This window comes from Marinomonas sp. 15G6-16, assembly GCF_055809555.1.
This window is the reverse complement of the sequence record NZ_CM147916.1, coordinates 237,644-257,364: the sequence shown is the minus strand read 5'-3', so window position 1 is coordinate 257,364 and position 19,721 is coordinate 237,644. Positions and strand designations below refer to the sequence as shown.

Below are 19,721 nucleotides of genomic sequence, written 5' to 3'. Positions count from 1 at the left end.
CCTTAGTTTTTTACTTGGTCTTTGGAATTGTTGGGCATCTGCGGTAATATACAGGCATCAATCGTTATATAGATTTAGAAAGGGTTATTATGAATATTACAATTACGGATGGTGCCCAAGAATACTTGTCTTCATTGCTGGAAAAGCAAGGAGTGGAAGGGATCGCTGTGCGAATCTTTATTCAGCAACCGGGTACGCCTTACGCTGAAACTTGTCTTGCTTATTGCAGACCAGATGAAGTAAATGAAACAGATGAAATTTTAAACTTACCTAAGTTGAAAGTTTATATAGAAAAAATGTCTGTAAACTTCTTAGATGAGGCTTTTGTTGATTACGCAACAGAAAAAATGGGCGGTCAGCTAACCATCAAAGCGCCAAATGCTAAGATGCCTAAGGTAACGGCAGACAGTCCAATTGAAGATCAAATCAACTATGTATTGTATTCAGAAATCAACCCAGGTTTGGCTGCACACGGTGGCGAAGTAAGCTTGGTTGAGGTGATTGATGGCGAAGTGGCAATCCTTAAATTCGGCGGTGGTTGCCAAGGTTGTAGTGCTGTTGATTTGACTTTGAAAGAAGGTGTTGAGAAGACACTGATTGAGAAAGTGCCTGGCCTTACCGCGGTTAAAGATTCTACTGATCATACCGTGACAGATAACGCTTTCATGTAATATCTGGCTATACACTGTATGGTTAAAACAAAAAAAGGTAATCGATTTCTCGATTACCTTTTTTATTGCAAAGTAGAAAATTTACGAACGCTGACGTTTTGGAAGAACGTCACGTAAAGCGTTTGCCATAGTGGTCAACGACTTTTCAGTTGTTTCCCAGTCAATGCAAGCATCAGTGATAGACACACCATATTCCAAGTCTTTCAGATCGGCAGGCACTTTTTGGTTGCCCCAGCCAATGTTGCTTTCAATCATTAAGCCCATGATGGAGTTGTTACCATCAAGAATTTGCTGTGTTGAATCTTCTGCGACAGTAACTTGTTTTTCTGGTTTCTTGTTCGAGTTCTCATGAGAGCAATCGACCATGATGTTGTGCTTCAAGTTTGCAGCGGTTAATGCTTTTTCACTCAACGCAATGTTAGCGGCGTCATAGTTTGGTAAGCCATTGCCACCACGTAGAACAAGGTGACCGTATGCATTTCCTTTCGTGTTAACAATGCTGACTTGACCAACTTCATTAATACCAAGGAAAGAGTGAGGGTGAGAAACAGATTGCATGGCGTTAACAGCAACTGTCATTGAACCATCTGTGCCGTTTTTGAATCCGACAGGGCCAGAAAGGCCTGAAGCCATTTCACGGTGAGTTTGCGATTCAGTTGTACGAGCGCCAATAGCAGACCAGCTGATTAAGTCTTGAATGTATTGTGGTGAGATTGGATCCAAAGCTTCTGTTGCCAAAGGAAGGCCAAGTTCAGCTAAATCAATTAATAATTTGCGACCAATACGAATGCCTTTATCAATATCAAATGTACCGTCTAGATTTGGATCATTGATCAAACCTTTCCAGCCAACAGTAGTACGAGGCTTCTCAAAATAAGCACGCATAATAATATAAAGAGTATCGTCTAGTTCAACCGCCAATTTTTTTAGGCGCTTCGCATAATCAAGTGCTGCTGCAGGGTCATGGATAGAGCATGGGCCAATAACAATTGCTAGGCGGTGATCTTTACCGTCCATGATGTTTTTGATGATCTCGCGGGATTCTGCAACATGGCTGCTAATGCTATCGCTAACGGGCAGCTCAGCTTTCAATTCACTTGGTGTAACCAAGGAAGTAAAAGAGGCAATATTTAAGTCTTCAAGACGTGCGTTACTCATTGAGGTTTTTCCTGTTTATCGCTTTTATTTGTAGCGGCTTACAATATCGTGTTTTTCGCTGTGAATGAACCGTAATTGGTCAGTTTTTTTGCTTTTTAGAAAAAAAGATACTTAACGCCAAAAGCAAAAAGGGCAGTTGCAAGTACGGGTTGCAATATACGGTTCGACACATAGCTCGCAATACGTGTTCCTACATAAATAGTAGGTATAGATCCAATTAATAAAGCAGCGAGCAGAGTGTAATCCACATTGCCTAAGAATAAGTGTCCGATACCAGCAACCAGCGTAAGAGGGACGGCGTGAGCTAGGTCGGTTCCGACAATGTTTTTTGCTTGCATCACGGGGAATAAAATCATCATAATGGCTGTGCCTAATGCGCCAGCACCGACAGAAGTGAGTGTTACTAAAGCACCTAGAGCGATACCGCATACAAAAATGATTTTTGAGCTTTGTTGTGCGCTGAAGTCAAAGCTCAGTGTTTTAGTGAGCTTGGATCGAAACAAAATCACAATGGCAGTCATGACAAGCATTAACCCTAAAAGGCCAGTTAATATTTCTTGATAGTGATCTGGCTTCTCAAATTTTGACAAAGCCCATATGGTAAGAAAAGATGCCGGAATGCTTCCTGCAGCCATTGCAAAGACAATTCTCCAATTTACATTGCCTCGTTTAGCGTGCATGACAACGCCTGTGCTTTTAGCTATGCCTGCATACATTAAATCTGTACCGATGGCGATATGAGGAGGAAAGCCAAATAGCAAAAGTAGGGGGGTCATCAAAGAGCCACCGCCAACACCAGTAATGCCCACTGCTAAACCGACAGCTGCACCAGCAAAAATGTACCAAAGAAAATCCATTCGAAAACCATATAGAAGTTATTTAAGCTGGCAACATTAGAGGTTTTTTACTATTCTATAAAGTAATATTTTATTATGTTTTTAACTCTTTTTAGAATAAGGCAGACGATGAAACTACAACAGCTTAGGTATATATGGGAAGTCGCGCGTCACGATTTAAATGTCTCGGCGACAGCGCAAAGCTTATACACCTCGCAACCAGGTGTTAGTAAGCAGATTCGTCTGTTGGAAGACGAATTGGGTGTTGAGGTCTTTGCACGTAGTGGGAAGCATTTAACGCATATAACGCCAGCAGGTGAAAAAATCATAGAGTTGGCTGGTGAAGTGTTGAATCAAACGCAAAACATTAAGCGTGTTGCAAAAGAGTTTAGCGATGAGCGCAAAGGCTCTCTTGATATCGCCACTACTCACACTCAAGCGAGATACGCTTTACCTAAAGTGATCAACCAGTTTATCGAAGGTTATCCAGATGTGACTTTGCATATGCATCAAGGTACGCCGATGCAGATTGCAGAAATGTCGAATGATGGTGTTGTGGATTTTGCGATTGCCACTGAAGCGTTAGAACAGTTTGGTAATTTGGTCATGTTGCCTTGCTATACGTGGAATCGATCTGTGGTTGTGCCAAAAAATCATCCTTTGGCAAAAACGAAAAAACTCACCCTAGAAGCTTTGGCTGAATATCCGATCGTAACTTATGTGTTTGGTTTTACGGGGCGCTCGCAGTTGGATCAGGCTTTCCAAGATGCTGACTTAAGCCCTAATGTGGTTTTCACAGCTGCTGATTCTGATGTGATCAAAACCTATGTTCGTCTGGGGCTAGGTGTGGGTATTGTGGCTTCTATGGCTTATGACAAAGAACAAGATTCAGATTTAGTAGCCTTAGATGCATCGCATTTATTTGAGGATAGTTGTACTAAAATAGGGATTCGAAATAATACTTTTATCCGCGGCTATATGTATAAGTTTATTGAGTCTTTCGCACCTCATTTAACAAAAGACTTAGTTGTGGCAGCGATGGAAGCACCTAATCGCCAAGATGTTGAGCTATTGTTCAAAGATATTGAGTTGCCGAGATACTAGGCATTTTATCGCTATTTAACTTCAAGGTATTGGTGAATAAAAACTACGACTCCGAAAAGGTCGTAGTTTTTTTATGCGAGAAGAAAGGTGTTACTTCTTAAGTTTAAGTGCCATTTCTGCGATGCGTTGACCTTGGGCTTCGCATAAGGCTTTTTCTTCTTCTGAAAGGCTAACTTCACTGGTGTTGTTGGCTAAATGGCTTGCACCATAAGGCGTTCCGCCAGTGGTGGTGCTAATCAGTTCTTTATTCTTATAGGGTAGTCCGACCCAAATCATTCCATGATGCAATAGAGGTGTCATCATGCTATGTAGGCATTGTTCTTGACCGCCATGCATGGTGCTTGCGCTGGTAAAACCGCAGGCAGGTTTGTCTATTAGTTGTCCTGTAAGCCACAGTGTAGAGGTTTGGTCGATGAAATGCTTTAAAGGTGCAGCCATGCTACCAAAGTAGGATGGAGAACCGAGGGCAAGGCCAGAGCAATTAGATAGTTCTTCTAATGTGCAATATGGAGCGCCTTCGTCAGGCAGTTCTGGTTGTGCTGTCTGAGTTGTTACAGCGACATCAGGAACTTGGCGAATTTTTACTTCTATATTGCTTACTTTATTGGTACCTCTGGCAATGTGTTTGGCCATTTCGGCAATGGAACCATGGCGGCTATAGAATAAAATCAATACATAAGGTGATTCACTCATTTGAATAATTCCAAAACATTTTCTGGAGGTCGGCCGAGTTTGGCTTGATCGTTATGAATGACAATAGGGCGCTCAATGAGTTTTGGGTTCTGATGCATGGCTTGAAGTCGTTCTTCATCACTGGAGTCTTTGTTGAGTCCAAGTTCTTTGTAGAGGGCTTCTTTTGTTCTCATTAGCTCTAAAGGTGACATATCAAGCAGATTTAGAATGCGCTTAAGCTCGTCAACGCTTGGTGGTTCTTGGAGATAGAGGCGAACGTCAGGTTGAATGTTGTACTCTTCTAATAGTTGCAGAGTTTGACGGGATTTAGAGCATCGCGGGTTGTGGTAAATAGTGGTCATATTGGCTTCCTATTTATTGTGGTTTTGTCCGCTTATGAAGGGAATAAGTGAGCGTTATGGAAATTTACTCAAGCCAGTCTCAATTTATGAGGTGGCTTGAGTAAAGTGGTGCGGTTTATTTTTTGTTTAAAATGAAGTCGACAGCGTCAGCGGTTGCAACGTCTTCGTTTTCACCTTGAGTGCGATTCTTGTATTCGAGTGTGCCATTTGCTAAGCCTTTATCACCGACAACAAGGCGATGTGGAATGCCAAGTAACTCGCAATCAGCGAATTTCACACCAGGGCGTTCTTTACGATCATCCAGCAATACATCTAGGCCTTTTGCTTTCAGCTCAGAATATAAGCGATCACATTCGTTACGGACGGCTTCGGATTTATCGTAATTCATGGCAACAATCACAATGTCAAAAGGCGTGATGCTTTCTGGCCACAAGATACCTTTCTCATCAAAGTTCTGCTCAATGGCTGCAGCAACAATACGAGAAACACCGATTCCGTAACAGCCCATGTGCATTACTTGGGCTTTGCCGTTTTCATCTAGTACGGTTGCTTTTAAGGCTTCTGCATACTGTTGGCCCAATTGGAAAATGTGACCGACTTCGATGCCGCGTTTGATGACGATTGTGCCTTTGCCGTCTGGAGATGGATCACCTTCGACAACGTTGCGTAAATCGGCTATTTCAAAATCTGGGCAGTCTCTTTCCCAGTTTAAGCCAGTTAAGTGATAGTCATCTTTGTTTGCGCCAGCACAGAAATCTGACATAACGGCTGCTGAGCGGTCAGCAATAATACGAATGCCTTTCTCTTTTAAGTCTTTAGGGCCAATTGAGCCAGGTGCGCAACCAATCTTGTTGATGATGTCAGCTTCATCGGCAAATTCAAAAGGAGAAACAATGCCTTCAAGCTTTTCTACTTTCAATTCATTGATGTTGTGATCGCCGCGCAATACAAGAGCAACAATGGTCGCTTGCCCGTTTTCATCTAGACCTTTTACCAACATGGTTTTCACTGTCTGAGTGACATCTAGCTTAAGGAATTCAGCAACCTGTTGGATTGTTTTGCAGTCTGGCGTTAAAACTTCAGTCAATTCTTGTGTTGGTGCATCGGCTTTTGACTTTAAGCAAACTGCCTCTGCAAGTTCTACGTTGGCTGCGAAATCAGAAGCATCACTGAACGCAATGTCATCTTCACCAGAATCTGCAAGTACATGGAATTCATGTGAGTACGCACCGCCAATGCTGCCTGTGTCTGCCAGTACTGGACGGTAGTCTAGGCCGATTCGATCAAATACGTTGCAGTAGGCTTTATGCATTACCTCGTAGGTCTCATGCAATGACTCTTCATTAACATGGAATGAATAAGCGTCTTTCATGCAGAACTCGCGAGAGCGCATAACGCCAAAACGCGGGCGAACTTCATCGCGGAACTTTGTTTGGATCTGGAAGAAGTTCATTGGTAGTTGCTTGTAGCTAGTCAGTTCATTGCGAGCAAGATCTGTGATGACTTCTTCGTGAGTTGGTCCAAGGCAATAATCGCGACCATGACGATCTTGCAGACGAAGTAATTCGGCACCGTATTTCTGCCAGCGGCCAGTCTCTTGCCATAATTCAGCAGGTTGAACTCCCGGCATCATGACTTCCAGTGAGCCCGCTTTTTCCATTTCTTCACGGACAATGTTCTCGACTTTACGAAGTACTTTTAGTCCCGTTGGTAGCCAAGTGTATAAGCCTTTAGAAAGCTGGCGAATCATGCCGGCACGAACCATAAGCTGGTGGCTGGTTACGACTGCATCGGTTGGAGCATCACGTAGGGTAGAAAATAAATAATTGCTTGCGCGCATGATAGTCTTGTCTATTTTTTAGGTTGTATGATTAGCCAGCAAATTTTGCTTCGTGTTGGCCTTTGGTATTAACTGTAATGGCAAAGATCCCGCCAGCTTGGGGGAATTCTTTTAATTCTTCTTCTGTTTGGGCTGATCGACATGTGGTCACGAATAAGGTGCTCATGTCTTTGCCGCCAAATGCTACCATAGTTGGGTAGGTTGCAGGTACGGGATACTCTTCTAAAATGTTCCCTTCGGGGCTTATTTTTACGACGCGTTGGCCTTGATATAAAGCAGACCAGTAGTTTCCTTCAGCATCCACTGCGGCGCCATCTGGACGACCATTGCCGCGAGGAAATTCAATGAAGACTCGTTTATTTGTTGCTGAGCCTGTTTCAAGGTCGTAATCAAATTGATAAACCACGTGATTCGGCGTGTCAGAATAGTACATGGTTTTGCTATCAGGAGAGAAAGCAAGTCCATTTGATGTCCAGGCAGCTTGGTCGATAAGCTTTTCTTGGCCTTGGCTGAACTGATGTAGCGCGCCTTTAAATGCATCTTTTGGTGAATACATTGTTCCGGCAAGAAAGCGGCCTTTCGCGTCACAACGGCCGTCATTAAAGCGTGTTGTTTTTTGATCGTATGTAGCGAGCCAGTAAGGTTCTAATGGGGCTTCGAAGTCAGGGAATGTGTAAACACCTGATCGGAATGCAGCAATAAATCCACCATTTTTGCTCAAAGAGAAACAGCCTATTTCTTCATCAAAGGTGCGTGATGACAATGTTTCTGATTGGGTGTTGTAGGCATGCAGCTTAAAGGAATCGATATCAACAAAATATAGAGTTTGAGTTGTTTCGTCCCAACGTGGGCATTCAGCTAATTTCGCTTGTGCATCCAAGACACATTGCATTGTTGTCATGCGAGCTCCAAGTCTCTCAGTGATTTTAAAATTGAGGGTGCTATAGTGCTTATGAAAGCCTTTTTTGTAAAGTGGGAATGTATAAAGATGTTTGAGTTAGATCCAGTTTTAGAGCGCGATTCTGTGTTGGTTGGGTGTTTTTCATTGTGTCAGTTGAGGTTAATGAATGATGCTCAGTTTCCTTGGTTTATTTTGATCCCTCAACGTAACCATATTACTGAGATTTATCAGCTTGTTGAGGAGGATCGTCAGCGATTAATGGCTGAGAGTTGTTTGCTGTCAGAAATTTTGCATGATGCTTTTTCTGCTACCAAGCTAAATGTTGCCGCCCTCGGCAATCAGGTGCCTCAATTGCACCTTCATCATATAGTGCGTTACTCAACTGATTTGTGTTGGCCGGGGCCTATGTGAGGCAAGTTTCCTGCTGTTGCGTACACGGAAGAAAACTTGGCCAAGATTTTGCAAAAGGTTCAATCATTACTAAGTGATGATTTGGTTTCATTAGGTGACGGCGCTGATCTTTACTATTGAAATAAGCTTAAGATTGGTATTCTATTAGGATGATATTTAGTCAATTTGGAAAGTCTGTTTTATGAGCGTACGCAGAAGGAAGAAGGCTATACAGAAGGTTGTTAAATTGCTGAATTTAGCAACATCGACCAACTCGAGTGAATCTACTGTGGCGCTACGCCATGCAGAGTCATTGATTAGGCAATATCAAATAGCTCAGCGAGAGCTGCCAATTCTTCAGTTGTGTGACCGTTCTACACTTTATCGTGTTAGTTGGGGTGGTGCAGCTCCTCGATACGCTAAACAAACTTCCGTGCAGACTCCTTCCGAACCTTCTGTTTACCAACGTCGCTTTAGTGAAAAAAATAATGATCCAAGTCGAGCTTATGAATCTGCTCGAACGATTCTCGATGATCTTGAAGAAACTGTTGATGATTTGTTTGAAAGCGAATTAGACAATGCAGAAGTAGAGAGTGAGTTGGATGCGAATTCTGAAGTGGACTTGACGAGTAGCGAAAGTATGGAAAACGAACCGGTTTTGGATAGCGAAGAAGTTGTAAATGAGTGTGCGGCAGAAGCCAATGATGAAGTTGATACGGTAAATTATTCGTCATCTGGTGATAATGTCATTAATGCAACAGAAGTTTTTCGTTCAAACAATGCTGAATTCACAGAGACGTTAAAAACACAATACGCTGCCAGCGATCCAAATATTCCTTTTGTGGAAGATGGCTACTGGTCCAAGGTTTATGAAAAGCTTGCGAACTTTGATGAAGTGAAAGTTCAATCTAATATTGAGGCGCTTAACACTCAGCTTTCTCTGGCTCAAGAAAATCTACAATCTAAAAAGCAGAAGCGCTATGAGCATGAGCAAGATGAAGTTCAAGAACGAGCTGAGCGAGCGAGGATTGAACAAAGTTTTGAAGAGGCAATAGAAAGGGCGTTTCAGGCGAGAGCGAAGTCTTATGAAGCTTGGGAGGCGCGCTGCACTAATGTTCGTATGGCTTGCTTACGAGATGAGCAAGAGGCAGTTCAGGGTTACGATGCGATCACTCAAGATTTAGAGAAAGCGAAAGAGTCTCTTCAGCAGCATTTGCAGCGTAAAGAAGATTATCGTGCGGCGAAAATTATGCATGAGCTTCGTCGAGAGTTGGCATTAGCTGTTTCTGTTGGTGATGAAGCTATGTCTTCTTATGAAAAAGTAATTAGTATTATGAGTGAAAATGGTCTTTCTCTTAAAGACTTGGAATTCTCTGATATTAAAAACAAGAGTCTGTTTATTCGGTTGCTGGAGAGAGAGTCGGCGCTTATCGAGGATGTGCATGAGCGTGAAGAGCACACAGAGAAGATGTTGGATAAGTTTTTGGTGTCTAGTTCGTCGAAAAAAGATGCTAGACCATCTGAAAACCCAATCCAGCGAATTCAGCGATTGCTTATCGCAGCGAGTGAGGGTGGGCAGTTTGAAACTCAGAAGAGTTTAGAGCAGGTTATTTATCTGATGGATTCTAATGGGGTTGGTGTTCGAGATATTGGCTATGGCTTCATTAAAAAGTACTCTGTTTTTATTCGCCTGATTAATTGGGAGGCGGAGCGCATTTCATCTTTGTCGGAGCGCGAGAAGTTTACAGCTGAGATTTTGGAAGAGTATATTCAACATTCTGTACAGAAACCTAAATCTGATAATCATGAGCAAAAAATGAGCCGCTAATACTTAATCAAATCATTTGTTTTGCTTTCATATATACCTCCTATTCATTTGATTGATAGGGGGTATATTTTGTTAAAAACTACCTTAATACTTCCTTTGCTTGCCTGCATCTTTTACCATTTCCCATTCGAGATAATCATAATCCTCAGCAGGAGAGAAGTATGAGCATTATTAAAGAAGATGATTTGATTGACAGTGTAGCGGATGCGTTACAGTTTATATCTTATTATCACCCTCTGGATTTTGTTAATGCGGTACATGACGCATATGAAAGAGAAGAGAGTAAAGCCGCCAAAGATGCTATGGCGCAAATCCTAATTAACTCAAGAATGTGTGCCGAAGGTAAACGCCCTATTTGTCAGGATACGGGTATTGTGACTGTTTTTGTTAAGGTCGGCATGAATGTTCAGTGGGAAAGTAGTAAAAGCGTTACCGACATGATTAATGAAGGTGTGCGCCGTGCTTACTTGCATCCAGACAATGTGTTGCGTGCTTCTATTCTAGATGATCCTGCTGGTGCTCGTAAAAACACCAAAGACAATACACCTGCGGTGATTCATATGGAGATCGTTCCTGGTGACACGGTAGAAGTACACGTGGCAGCGAAAGGTGGCGGTTCTGAGAACAAATCTAAACTGGCCATGTTAAACCCATCGGACGATATCGTTGAGTGGGTTAAGAAAACAGTACCAACAATGGGCGCGGGCTGGTGTCCACCAGGTATGTTAGGTATTGGTATTGGCGGTACCGCAGAGAAAGCCATGGTCATGGCGAAAGAGTCTTTGATGGAGCCAATTGATATCCATGAGCTAAAGGCTCGTGGTCCAAGAAATCGTGTAGAAGAATTGCGCTTGGCAATCTTTGAAGAAGTAAACAATTTAGGTATTGGTGCTCAAGGTCTTGGTGGTTTGACAACCGTACTGGATGTCAAAATCATGGATTACCCAACACATGCGGCTTCACTTCCTGTTGCAATGATTCCTAACTGCGCGGCAACCCGCCATGCGCATTTTGTATTGGATGGTTCTGGTCCTGCGGACTTGGTGCCACCATCATTGGATGACTGGCCAGAAATTACTTGGGAAGTGGGTGAGAGCGTTCGTCGAGTGAATTTGAACGAAATCACACCAGAGCAGGTAAAAGAGTGGCAGCCAGGCGAAACTATTTTGTTAAATGGCAAAATGCTAACAGGTCGTGATGCAGCCCATAAGAAAATGGTAGAGATGCTGGCGAATGGCGAAGAGCTACCAGTTGACCTAAAAGGACGCTTTATTTATTACGTAGGGCCTGTTGACCCTGTTAGAGACGAAGCAGTTGGTCCCGCTGGCCCAACAACGGCGACTCGTATGGATAAGTTTACTCGTACTATTTTGGACGAAACAGGTTTGCTTGGCATGATAGGTAAATCTGAGCGTGGTCCTATTGCGATTGAAGCGATTAAAGAGTTCGATGCTGTTTATCTTATGGCTGTGGGTGGGGCTGCGTATTTGGTTTCAAAAGCGATTAAGAAAGCAGATGTAATTGCTTTCCCAGAACTTGGGATGGAAGCCATCTACGAATTTGATGTCGTTGATATGCCTGTCACTGTTGCTGTTGATTCTGAAGGAACCTCGGTTCACATTACAGGTCCGGCAGAATGGAAAGCTCGTATAGAAGAGCAAGCCCTAGAAATTAAATAAGCGAATCCGTTGAAAAAGAAATGATCTTAAAAGGCCGCAATATAAAATGCGGCCTTTTTTTGTTTTTTTGCTAGGGAAGGTGTTGCATCGTAATTTTTAATCTGTATTATACGCTCCTCGGTCAGGCGATATGCCTGATTCTGCTCTTTAAGAATTTAAACAGATAATTTGTGTGGGCGCTCGCTGGAGACTTCAGAAGATCGGCTGCTGACTTTTAGTTAGTAAGTTGATCAAAAAAATTGAAGTCTTACGAGACGTCAAACACGTCAATTCGCTTTATAAGTAAATTGTTAGTGTTTCGATACTTGAGTAAGCAAACTTTTTAACTGAAGAGTTTGATCATGGCTCAGATTGAACGCTGGCGGCAGGCTTAACACATGCAAGTCGAGCGGAAACGATGATAGCTTGCTATCAGGCGTCGAGCGGCGGACGGGTGAGTAACGCGTAGGAATCTGCCTAGTAGAGGGGGACAACATGTGGAAACGCATGCTAATACCGCATACGCCCTTAGGGGGAAAGGAGGGGATCTTAGGACCTTCCGCTATTAGATGAGCCTGCGTGAGATTAGCTAGTTGGTGGGGTAAAGGCTCACCAAGGCGACGATCTCTAACTGGTCTGAGAGGATGACCAGTCACACTGGGACTGAGACACGGCCCAGACTCCTACGGGAGGCAGCAGTGGGGAATATTGGACAATGGGCGCAAGCCTGATCCAGCCATGCCGCGTGTGTGAAGAAGGCCTTAGGGTTGTAAAGCACTTTCAGGAGTGAGGAAGGGTGATTTGTTAATACCAAATCATTTTGACGTTAGCTCCAGAAGAAGCACCGGCTAACTCTGTGCCAGCAGCCGCGGTAATACAGAGGGTGCAAGCGTTAATCGGAATTACTGGGCGTAAAGCGCGCGTAGGTGGTTTGTTAAGTCTGATGTGAAATCCCAGGGCTCAACCTTGGAATGGCACCGGATACTGGCAGGCTAGAGTACGGTAGAGGGGTGTGGAATTTCCTGTGTAGCGGTGAAATGCGTAGATATAGGAAGGAACATCAGTGGCGAAGGCGACACTCTGGACTGATACTGACACTGAGGTGCGAAAGCGTGGGGAGCAAACAGGATTAGATACCCTGGTAGTCCACGCCGTAAACGATGTCTACTAGCCGTTGGGTTGTAATGACTTAGTGGCGCAGCTAACGCAATAAGTAGACCGCCTGGGGAGTACGGCCGCAAGGTTAAAACTCAAATGAATTGACGGGGGCCCGCACAAGCGGTGGAGCATGTGGTTTAATTCGAAGCAACGCGAAGAACCTTACCTACTCTTGACATCCATAGAACTTAGCAGAGATGCTTTGGTGCCTTCGGGAACTATGAGACAGGTGCTGCATGGCTGTCGTCAGCTCGTGTTGTGAAATGTTGGGTTAAGTCCCGTAACGAGCGCAACCCTTATCCTTACTTGCTAGCAGGTTATGCTGAGAACTTTAAGGAGACTGCCGGTGACAAACCGGAGGAAGGTGGGGACGACGTCAAGTCATCATGGCCCTTACGAGTAGGGCTACACACGTGCTACAATGGCGTATACAAAGGGCTGCGAGCTAGCGATAGTGAGCGAATCCCATAAAGTACGTCGTAGTCCGGATTGGAGTCTGCAACTCGACTCCATGAAGTCGGAATCGCTAGTAATCGTGGATCAGAATGCCACGGTGAATACGTTCCCGGGCCTTGTACACACCGCCCGTCACACCATGGGAGTTGATTGCTCCAGAAGTAGCTAGCTTAACCTTCGGGATGGCGGTTACCACGGAGTGGTCAATGACTGGGGTGAAGTCGTAACAAGGTAGCCCTAGGGGAACCTGGGGCTGGATCACCTCCTTAAACGATAGAAGCTCTGGTGAGCGTTCACACAAATTATCTGATTTTATTTTTAAATAAAAAGGTCGCTTATAGCGGCCTTTTTTAGTTTTAAAGATATATTTTTGGCTTACATTTGTTCTGAAATATAATCTTAAAAATCTGATTGGAAGTGCTTGACTAGAAGATTTATATCTCTATAATTCGCCTCCACGATTTGAGGGAAGCTGCTTTTATAGGTGTTTTTCCTTTTCCTAAGATAGCTTGGGAATGCTCTTTAACAATTCAAATTTTGAAATAACGATGAATCAAGCGTTAAACCGGTGGAAGCTCACTTTAACCTAGTGACTTCTATTATCGTAAATCCTTAGGAGAGACAAAAGCTCCTTAGGTATGTGATCCGAAACTATTTTGGGTTATATGGTCAAGTGACCAAGCGTGCACGGTGGATGCCTTGGCAGTCAGAGGCGATGAAGGACGTGGTAATCTGCGATAAGCTCGGGGGAGTTGATAAACAAACTTTGATCCCGAGATTTCCGAATGGGGAAACCCACCCGCTTGCGGGTATCGTTAAGTGAATACATAGCTTAACGAGGCGAACCCGGGGAACTGAAACATCTAAGTACCCGGAGGAAAAGAAATCAACCGAGATTCCCTAAGTAGCGGCGAGCGAAAGGGGATTAGCCCTTAAGTTGATTTGGTGTTAGTAGAAGACTCTGGAAAGGGTCGCCATAGTGGGTGATAGCCCCGTATACGAAAACGCCATTTCAATGAAAACGAGTAGGACGGGACACGTGTTATCCTGTCTGAATATGGGGGGACCATCCTCCAAGGCTAAATACTCCTGACTGACCGATAGTGAACCAGTACCGTGAGGGAAAGGCGAAAAGAACCCCTGTGAGGGGAGTGAAATAGATCCTGAAACCGTGTACGTACAAGCAGTGGGAGCGGACTTGTTCCGTGACTGCGTACCTTTTGTATAATGGGTCAACGACTTATTTTCAGTAGCAAGGTTAAGCGATTAGCGGAGCCGTAGGGAAACCGAGTCTTAATAGGGCGTTTAGTTGCTGGGAATAGACCCGAAACCGGGCGATCTATCCATGAGCAGGTTGAAGGTTGGGTAACACTAACTGGAGGACCGAACCCACGTACGTTGAAAAGTCCGGGGATGACTTGTGGATAGGAGTGAAAGGCTAATCAAGCTCGGAGATAGCTGGTTCTCCTCGAAAGCTATTTAGGTAGCGCCTCGTATCTCACCATTGGGGGTAGAGCACTGTTTGGGCTAGGGGGTCATCCCGACTTACCAACCCCATGCAAACTCCGAATACCAATGAGTGCAATTACGGGAGACACACGGCGGGTGCTAACGTCCGTCGTGGAAAGGGAAACAACCCAGACCGTCAGCTAAGGTCCCAAAGTTACAGTTAAGTGGGAAACGATGTGGGAAGGCTTAGACAGCTAGGAGGTTGGCTTAGAAGCAGCCATCCTTTAAAGAAAGCGTAATAGCTCACTAGTCGAGTCGGCCTGCGCGGAAGATATAACGGGGCTAAACTGTACACCGAAGCTACGGATGCGTATTTATACGCATGGTAGAGGAGCGTTCTGTAAGCCGTTGAAGGTCAAGCTGTAAGGCAGGCTGGAGGTATCAGAAGTGCGAATGTTGACATGAGTAACGATAAGGGGAGTGAAAAACTCCCCCGCCGGAAGACCAAGGTTTCCTGTCCCATGTTAATCAGGGCAGGGTGAGTCGGCCCCTAAGGCGAGGCAGAAATGCGTAGTCGATGGGAAACAGGTTAATATTCCTGTACTCGTACATATTGCGATGGAGAGACGGAGAAGGCTAGGCCAGCACAGCGATGGTTGTCTGTGTTTAAGGCGGTAGGTTTGGGACTTAGGCAAATCCGGGTCCCTTTAAGACCGAGAACTGACGACGAGCCCTCTTTTGGGCGAAGTGGTTGATGCCATGCTTCCAGGAAAAACTTCTAAGCTTCAGATATGATCGAACCGTACCCCAAACCGACACAGGTGGTCAGGTAGAGAATACCAAGGCGCTTGAGAGAACTCGGGTGAAGGAACTAGGCAAAATGGTACCGTAACTTCGGGAGAAGGTACGCCGGTTAGTGTGAAGGACTTGCTCCGTAAGCATTGATCGGTCGAAGATACCAGGTGGCTGCGACTGTTTATTAAAAACACAGCACTCTGCAAACACGAAAGTGGACGTATAGGGTGTGACGCCTGCCCGGTGCTTGAAGGTTAATTGATGGGGTTAGCTTCGGCGAAGCTCTTGATCGAAGCCCAAGTAAACGGCGGCCGTAACTATAACGGTCCTAAGGTAGCGAAATTCCTTGTCGGGTAAGTTCCGACCTGCACGAATGGCGTAACGATGGCCACACTGTCTCCACCCGAGACTCAGTGAAATTGAAATCGCAGTGAAGATGCTGTGTATCCGCGGCTAGACGGAAAGACCCCGTGAACCTTTACTATAGCTTCACAGTGAACTTTGAACCTACTTGTGTAGGATAGGTGGGAGGCTTTGAAGATAGGACGCCAGTCTTATTGGAGCCAATCTTGAAATACCACCCTGGTATGTTTGAGGTTCTAACTCAGGTCCATTATCTGGATCGAGGACACTGTGTGGTGGGTAGTTTGACTGGGGCGGTCTCCTCCCAAAGAGTAACGGAGGAGCACGAAGGTGTGCTCAGCATGGTCGGAAATCATGCATAGAGTGTAAAGGCAAAAGCACGCTTAACTGCGAGACAGACACGTCGAGCAGGTACGAAAGTAGGTCTTAGTGATCCGGTGGTTCTGTATGGAAGGGCCATCGCTCAACGGATAAAAGGTACTCCGGGGATAACAGGCTGATACCGCCCAAGAGTTCACATCGACGGCGGTGTTTGGCACCTCGATGTCGGCTCATCACATCCTGGGGCTGAAGCCGGTCCCAAGGGTATGGCTGTTCGCCATTTAAAGTGGTACGCGAGCTGGGTTTAGAACGTCGTGAGACAGTTCGGTCCCTATCTGCCGTGGACGTTTGAGATTTGAGAGGAGCTGCTCCTAGTACGAGAGGACCGGAGTGGACGAACCTCTGGTGTTCCGGTTGTCACGCCAGTGGCATTGCCGGGTAGCTATGTTCGGACGGGATAACCGCTGAAAGCATCTAAGCGGGAAGCCTCCCTCAAGATAAGATCTCACTGGGACATAAGTCCCCTAAAGAGCCGTTCGAGACTAGGACGTTGATAGGTTGGGTGTGTAAGTGCTGTGAGGCATTGAGCTAACCAATACTAATTGCTCGTGAGGCTTGACCATATAACACCAAAGTGGTTTTTACACATATTACGATACAAACCAAAAGCTGGTTTAACCTTGATACACGTTATTTCAAAATGAATTGTTAAAGATCCAAGCAACGTATTCGCGTGAAAACGCAACCGAATTGCTTGACGATCATAGAGGCGTTGAACCACCTGATCCCATCCCGAACTCAGAAGTGAAAAGCGCCATCGCCGATGGTAGTGTGGGAGATCCCATGTGAGAGTAGGTCGTCGTCAAGTTTATAATTAAATCTGGCCTGATATTGGCTAGTAGAAAATTGATTCCATTAGACAGTTTCTAACGGAACAAACCAGTTTTCTTGATGATCATAGAGGCGTTGAACCACCTGATCCCATCCCGAACTCAGAAGTGAAAAGCGCCATCGCCGATGGTAGTGTGGGAGATCCCATGTGAGAGTAGGTCGTTATCAAGATTTAAATAAAGAGAAGCCCGCTCTGCTGACGCAGAGCGGGTTTTTTCGTTACAGAACCCTAGATATTAAAATGATTCACGTGAGTTTTTTTATTGCAGATACGCATGTGAGAGTGGTTCGTCCCGCAAAGGGGATAAGCATCGTTAAGCTTATAACTGAGAGAAGCCCTGATAGCTTATGTTGTCAGGGCTTTTTTGCTGTAGTCTATAAAAACATCACATGAGATAAGGTTTTAATAGACTGTTTTGGTTGCTTGTATCGATATGTAGGGAATTAAATTGCGGCTTCTATTTCCAAACATTTCCCTTCCATGGCTTTGGCGTCTTCGGCGTCGTGAGTTACCAGTAGAGCTGGAATGTTTGCGTGTCTTATCTCGGCGAGAACAAAGGCTCTCACATCTCGTCTTAATGCTGGATCAAGTTTACTGAAAGGCTCGTCTAACAGTAAAAAGTCAGGCTTGGCTAATAGGGTCCGCAATAGAGCAACACGGGCTTGTTGTCCGCCAGAGAGTTGCTTAGGTAATGAATGGGCTTTATCTGGCATGTTCAGCTTTTCCAGCGCTTGGTAGGCCAATTCTTGTCGCTCTTGCTTTTTGATTTCTGGAGGGATGGCAAACAGTAAGTTTTCCAGAATGCTCATATGAGGAAAAAGCAGCGGCATTTGCTGTAATAAGCCGACTTTACGCGCTTGTATACTTTGTTTATGCAATGTCTTGCTGTCTAAATGTACGTCACCTGTGGCGGTTAATGTTGGCGACAGTGTGCCACTTAGATAATGTAATAAGCTCGATTTACCAATACCACTTGGCCCCATTAGCGATAGTACTTGACCGTTTTCAATGGTGAAACTCAAGTCTTTAATGAGTACTTTGTTTTTTGTGGATAGAGTAAAAGCGTTTACGCTGAGCATTTTTTATCCTTACTAAAAAGCATTTTATGGTTAGTCGCCATTTGGTCCATCGAGAAGGGATGACCTGCGCAAACCAAAATACGATAACTGGAAATAGGGCCTGTAAAAGGGCCATGCTGCCGACTTTTTTACGATCTCCAGAGGCCGCAAGTGCGACGGCTTCTGTGGTTAGTGTGCTGTGTCGTCCTTCGCCAGCAATCAGAGTGGGCAGATATTGAGCGATACTGACCGAAAAACCCATGGCAAATGCGGTGAATAGTGCGGGTCTTAGCATGGCCAGTTTTATGGTTACATAATGTCGCCATGGGTGATAATTCAGACGATTTGCTTGTTGTAGATATTGTTCATTATAGGCTAAATAAGGCCCTTTTAATGTGAGATAAACATAAGGTAAAACATACATGAGGTGCAAGGCGATGATGGCGCATAAGCTGCCATTTAAGTCGAGGTAAATCAGTAAAACATGGAGTCCAAACAAAAAGCCTATTTGTGGCAGTAATATGGGCACATAAATGAGCCAGTCAAAGGCGTGATACTCGGAGGGTGTTGCAGATTTTGCCGAACTTAAGCGTTTAATTTCTAGCATAACAAGACTAAAGACACTGGCAATGAGTGTGGCGATTACTGCAATAATAAGTGTATTACTGGTTAGTTCGAGCAAAAGTGGAGCGGCTCGCTCAATGTTATCCCATGTCCATGTGGATGGTAGTGCATCAGGGAAGCGCCAGCGCTTTGCAACGGACCATAATGGTAAAAGAAGCAAAGCGGAAAATGCACTCAATAGTGTGATTGAACCAAGTACCACTCCGCTGCCAAGTAAATTGTCTGAGAAGCCACAGCGTCTTCCATTACTGCGTTCATAACGGGTGAGATGGCTGAGTAATTTATGCATGATTTCCCAGCCTGCCAGAGTGAACACAATCACCAGCATAAGGAACACAGCGCCCGCGCTGCCCATAAGGCGCATGGATAAATCGGGATCATTGAACCAACGGTAAAGTGTCACCGCTAAGGTAGAAGGAGTATTTGGCCCAATCACTAAAGCCAAATCCACTACAGTTAAGCTAAAAGCAACCACAATAAATATAGGTAAACGAATAATGGGGTAAAGTTGCGGTATTAGCACTTTGCGCCATAAAGTGAGGCGCCCGTAACCTAAAGCTTGGCAGGCTTGTATTGTTTCTCTGGCTTGAATGCTTTTCATAGCTGCCATCATCACAAACAGCAAATAAGGCATTTCTTTGATGACCAGAGCGAACACGAGAGATAAAGAGTAAGGGTCTTGAACTGTGATCCAATTTGGTGGTCTTTCAAACCCTGTAAGCCAAGGACTAAAGAGGCGTATTAGCCAACCTGATGGGCTGAGTAAAAATAATAAGCCAATGGCAATGGCGGCATGGGGAATGGCAAGGATAGGGGATAAAAGTGTTTCTATTTTTTTAAAGAAGGGGCGTTGGTAGCCCCAAGCTAATAATGATAAAGCCAACCAGAGAGACAGTAGAGGTCCGCCAATACCTGATATTAAGGTGAGTTTTAAACTGGCATAAAATTCACCTTGTGAAAGCATATTTCGCCACGGATCAAGAGAAAATGTGTATTCGCCTAATGGTGGAAAAAACTGAAAAGCGGGTAACAAGGTGCCAATCAGTCCCATAAAAATGGGTAAGACCAGAAATAAGGCAATAAAAACAGTAATCCATTTGGTGTGTTTGAGTGGCATTTTTGATCTTAATAGTTTGCGTTTAAAACGAAATTTATTTTTCAAAGTAGAGCGGTTTTAAATCGCCA

General features: G+C 44.5%; 13 protein-coding genes and 4 rRNA genes. 9 read left to right on the top strand and 8 right to left on the bottom strand.

All coding sequences use genetic code 11. From position 1 onward, the window contains the following. The first annotated feature begins 89 nt into the window (after positions 1 to 89). On the top strand, positions 90 to 671 hold the full coding sequence (gene nfuA, locus AC0L46_RS01250) for a Fe-S biogenesis protein NfuA (RefSeq protein ID WP_414682098.1): 582 nt from the start codon (positions 90 to 92) through the stop codon (positions 669 to 671). Positions 672 to 752: 81 nt separating this feature from the next. On the opposite strand, the gene AC0L46_RS01245 is transcribed toward nfuA, so the two are convergent. Together AC0L46_RS01245 and AC0L46_RS01240 are read right to left on the bottom strand one after the other, a co-directional pair. Beyond that, positions 753 to 1,829 carry a 3-deoxy-7-phosphoheptulonate synthase gene (locus AC0L46_RS01245; RefSeq protein ID WP_414682099.1) on the bottom strand — a complete coding sequence of 359 codons (1,077 nt, stop codon included), beginning with the start codon at positions 1,827 to 1,829 and terminating at the stop codon, positions 753 to 755. A gap of 95 nt (positions 1,830 to 1,924) precedes the next feature. After that, the gene (locus AC0L46_RS01240) at positions 1,925 to 2,686 is read right to left on the bottom strand and encodes a sulfite exporter TauE/SafE family protein (RefSeq protein ID WP_473505176.1); all 762 of its coding nucleotides are present in this window, start codon (positions 2,684 to 2,686) and stop codon (positions 1,925 to 1,927) included. A 108-nt stretch (positions 2,687 to 2,794) separates the two neighbouring features. Here AC0L46_RS01240 and cysB point away from each other — a divergent pair, with 108 nt between their 5' ends. Further along, positions 2,795 to 3,769, top strand: coding sequence for an HTH-type transcriptional regulator CysB (gene cysB, locus AC0L46_RS01235; protein ID WP_473505174.1), 975 nt, complete (start codon positions 2,795 to 2,797; stop codon positions 3,767 to 3,769). 90 nt (positions 3,770 to 3,859) lie between these two features. On the opposite strand, the gene wrbA is transcribed toward cysB, so the two are convergent. The 4 genes from wrbA to AC0L46_RS01215 all read right to left on the bottom strand — a co-directional run bounded on the left by wrbA (position 3,860) and on the right by AC0L46_RS01215 (position 7,544). Further along, complete coding sequence (gene wrbA, locus AC0L46_RS01230) at positions 3,860 to 4,462, bottom strand: NAD(P)H:quinone oxidoreductase (protein WP_473505172.1); 603 nt, start codon at positions 4,460 to 4,462, stop codon at positions 3,860 to 3,862. Continuing rightward, the gene (gene arsC / locus AC0L46_RS01225) at positions 4,459 to 4,803 is read right to left on the bottom strand and encodes an arsenate reductase (glutaredoxin) (RefSeq protein ID WP_414682103.1); all 345 of its coding nucleotides are present in this window, start codon (positions 4,801 to 4,803) and stop codon (positions 4,459 to 4,461) included. Before arsC ends, wrbA begins: the two co-directional genes overlap by 4 nt. A 115-nt stretch (positions 4,804 to 4,918) precedes the next feature. Further along, entirely contained in the window at positions 4,919 to 6,643 is a 1,725-nt protein-coding gene (locus tag AC0L46_RS01220) for a proline--tRNA ligase (protein ID WP_473505169.1), read from the bottom strand. A 31-nt stretch (positions 6,644 to 6,674) separates the two neighbouring features. Further along, positions 6,675 to 7,544 (bottom strand): SMP-30/gluconolactonase/LRE family protein, encoded by an 870-nt coding sequence (locus AC0L46_RS01215; protein ID WP_473505167.1) that lies wholly within the window; start codon positions 7,542 to 7,544, stop codon positions 6,675 to 6,677. Positions 7,545 to 7,631: 87 nt separating this feature from the next. Between AC0L46_RS01215 and AC0L46_RS01210 the strand changes: the two genes are divergently transcribed. The 7 genes from AC0L46_RS01210 to rrf (AC0L46_RS01180) all read left to right on the top strand — a co-directional run bounded on the left by AC0L46_RS01210 (position 7,632) and on the right by rrf (AC0L46_RS01180) (position 17,024). Continuing rightward, positions 7,632 to 7,955: an HIT domain-containing protein gene (locus AC0L46_RS01210; protein ID WP_473505165.1), complete on the top strand. Its 324-nt coding sequence runs from the start codon at positions 7,632 to 7,634 to the stop codon at positions 7,953 to 7,955. A 226-nt stretch (positions 7,956 to 8,181) separates the two neighbouring features. Continuing rightward, on the top strand, positions 8,182 to 9,762 hold the full coding sequence (locus AC0L46_RS01205) for a DUF2786 domain-containing protein (protein ID WP_473505163.1): 1,581 nt from the start codon (positions 8,182 to 8,184) through the stop codon (positions 9,760 to 9,762). Between the two features lie 161 nt (positions 9,763 to 9,923). Beyond that, positions 9,924 to 11,441: a fumarate hydratase gene (locus AC0L46_RS01200; RefSeq protein ID WP_473505161.1), complete on the top strand. Its 1,518-nt coding sequence runs from the start codon at positions 9,924 to 9,926 to the stop codon at positions 11,439 to 11,441. A gap of 323 nt (positions 11,442 to 11,764) precedes the next feature. Continuing rightward, a 16S ribosomal RNA gene (locus AC0L46_RS01195) occupies positions 11,765 to 13,303 on the top strand. A gap of 398 nt (positions 13,304 to 13,701) precedes the next feature. After that, a 23S ribosomal RNA gene (locus AC0L46_RS01190) occupies positions 13,702 to 16,585 on the top strand. Between the two features lie 130 nt (positions 16,586 to 16,715). Then, positions 16,716 to 16,830: ribosomal RNA gene (rrf, locus tag AC0L46_RS01185) — 5S ribosomal RNA — on the top strand. Positions 16,831 to 16,909: 79 nt separating this feature from the next. Then, a 5S ribosomal RNA gene (gene rrf, locus AC0L46_RS01180) occupies positions 16,910 to 17,024 on the top strand. Together the 16S, 23S and 5S rRNA genes form the textbook arrangement of a ribosomal RNA operon. Positions 17,025 to 17,297: 273 nt before the next feature. Here the strand turns inward: rrf (AC0L46_RS01180) and AC0L46_RS01175 are convergent. Next, the gene (locus AC0L46_RS01175; RefSeq protein ID WP_473505159.1) at positions 17,298 to 17,933 is read right to left on the bottom strand and encodes an ATP-binding cassette domain-containing protein; all 636 of its coding nucleotides are present in this window, start codon (positions 17,931 to 17,933) and stop codon (positions 17,298 to 17,300) included. After that, positions 17,881 to 19,653: an ABC transporter permease gene (locus AC0L46_RS01170; protein WP_473505157.1), complete on the bottom strand. Its 1,773-nt coding sequence runs from the start codon at positions 19,651 to 19,653 to the stop codon at positions 17,881 to 17,883. Before AC0L46_RS01170 ends, AC0L46_RS01175 begins: the two co-directional genes overlap by 53 nt. Positions 19,654 to 19,721 lie beyond the last annotated feature (68 nt).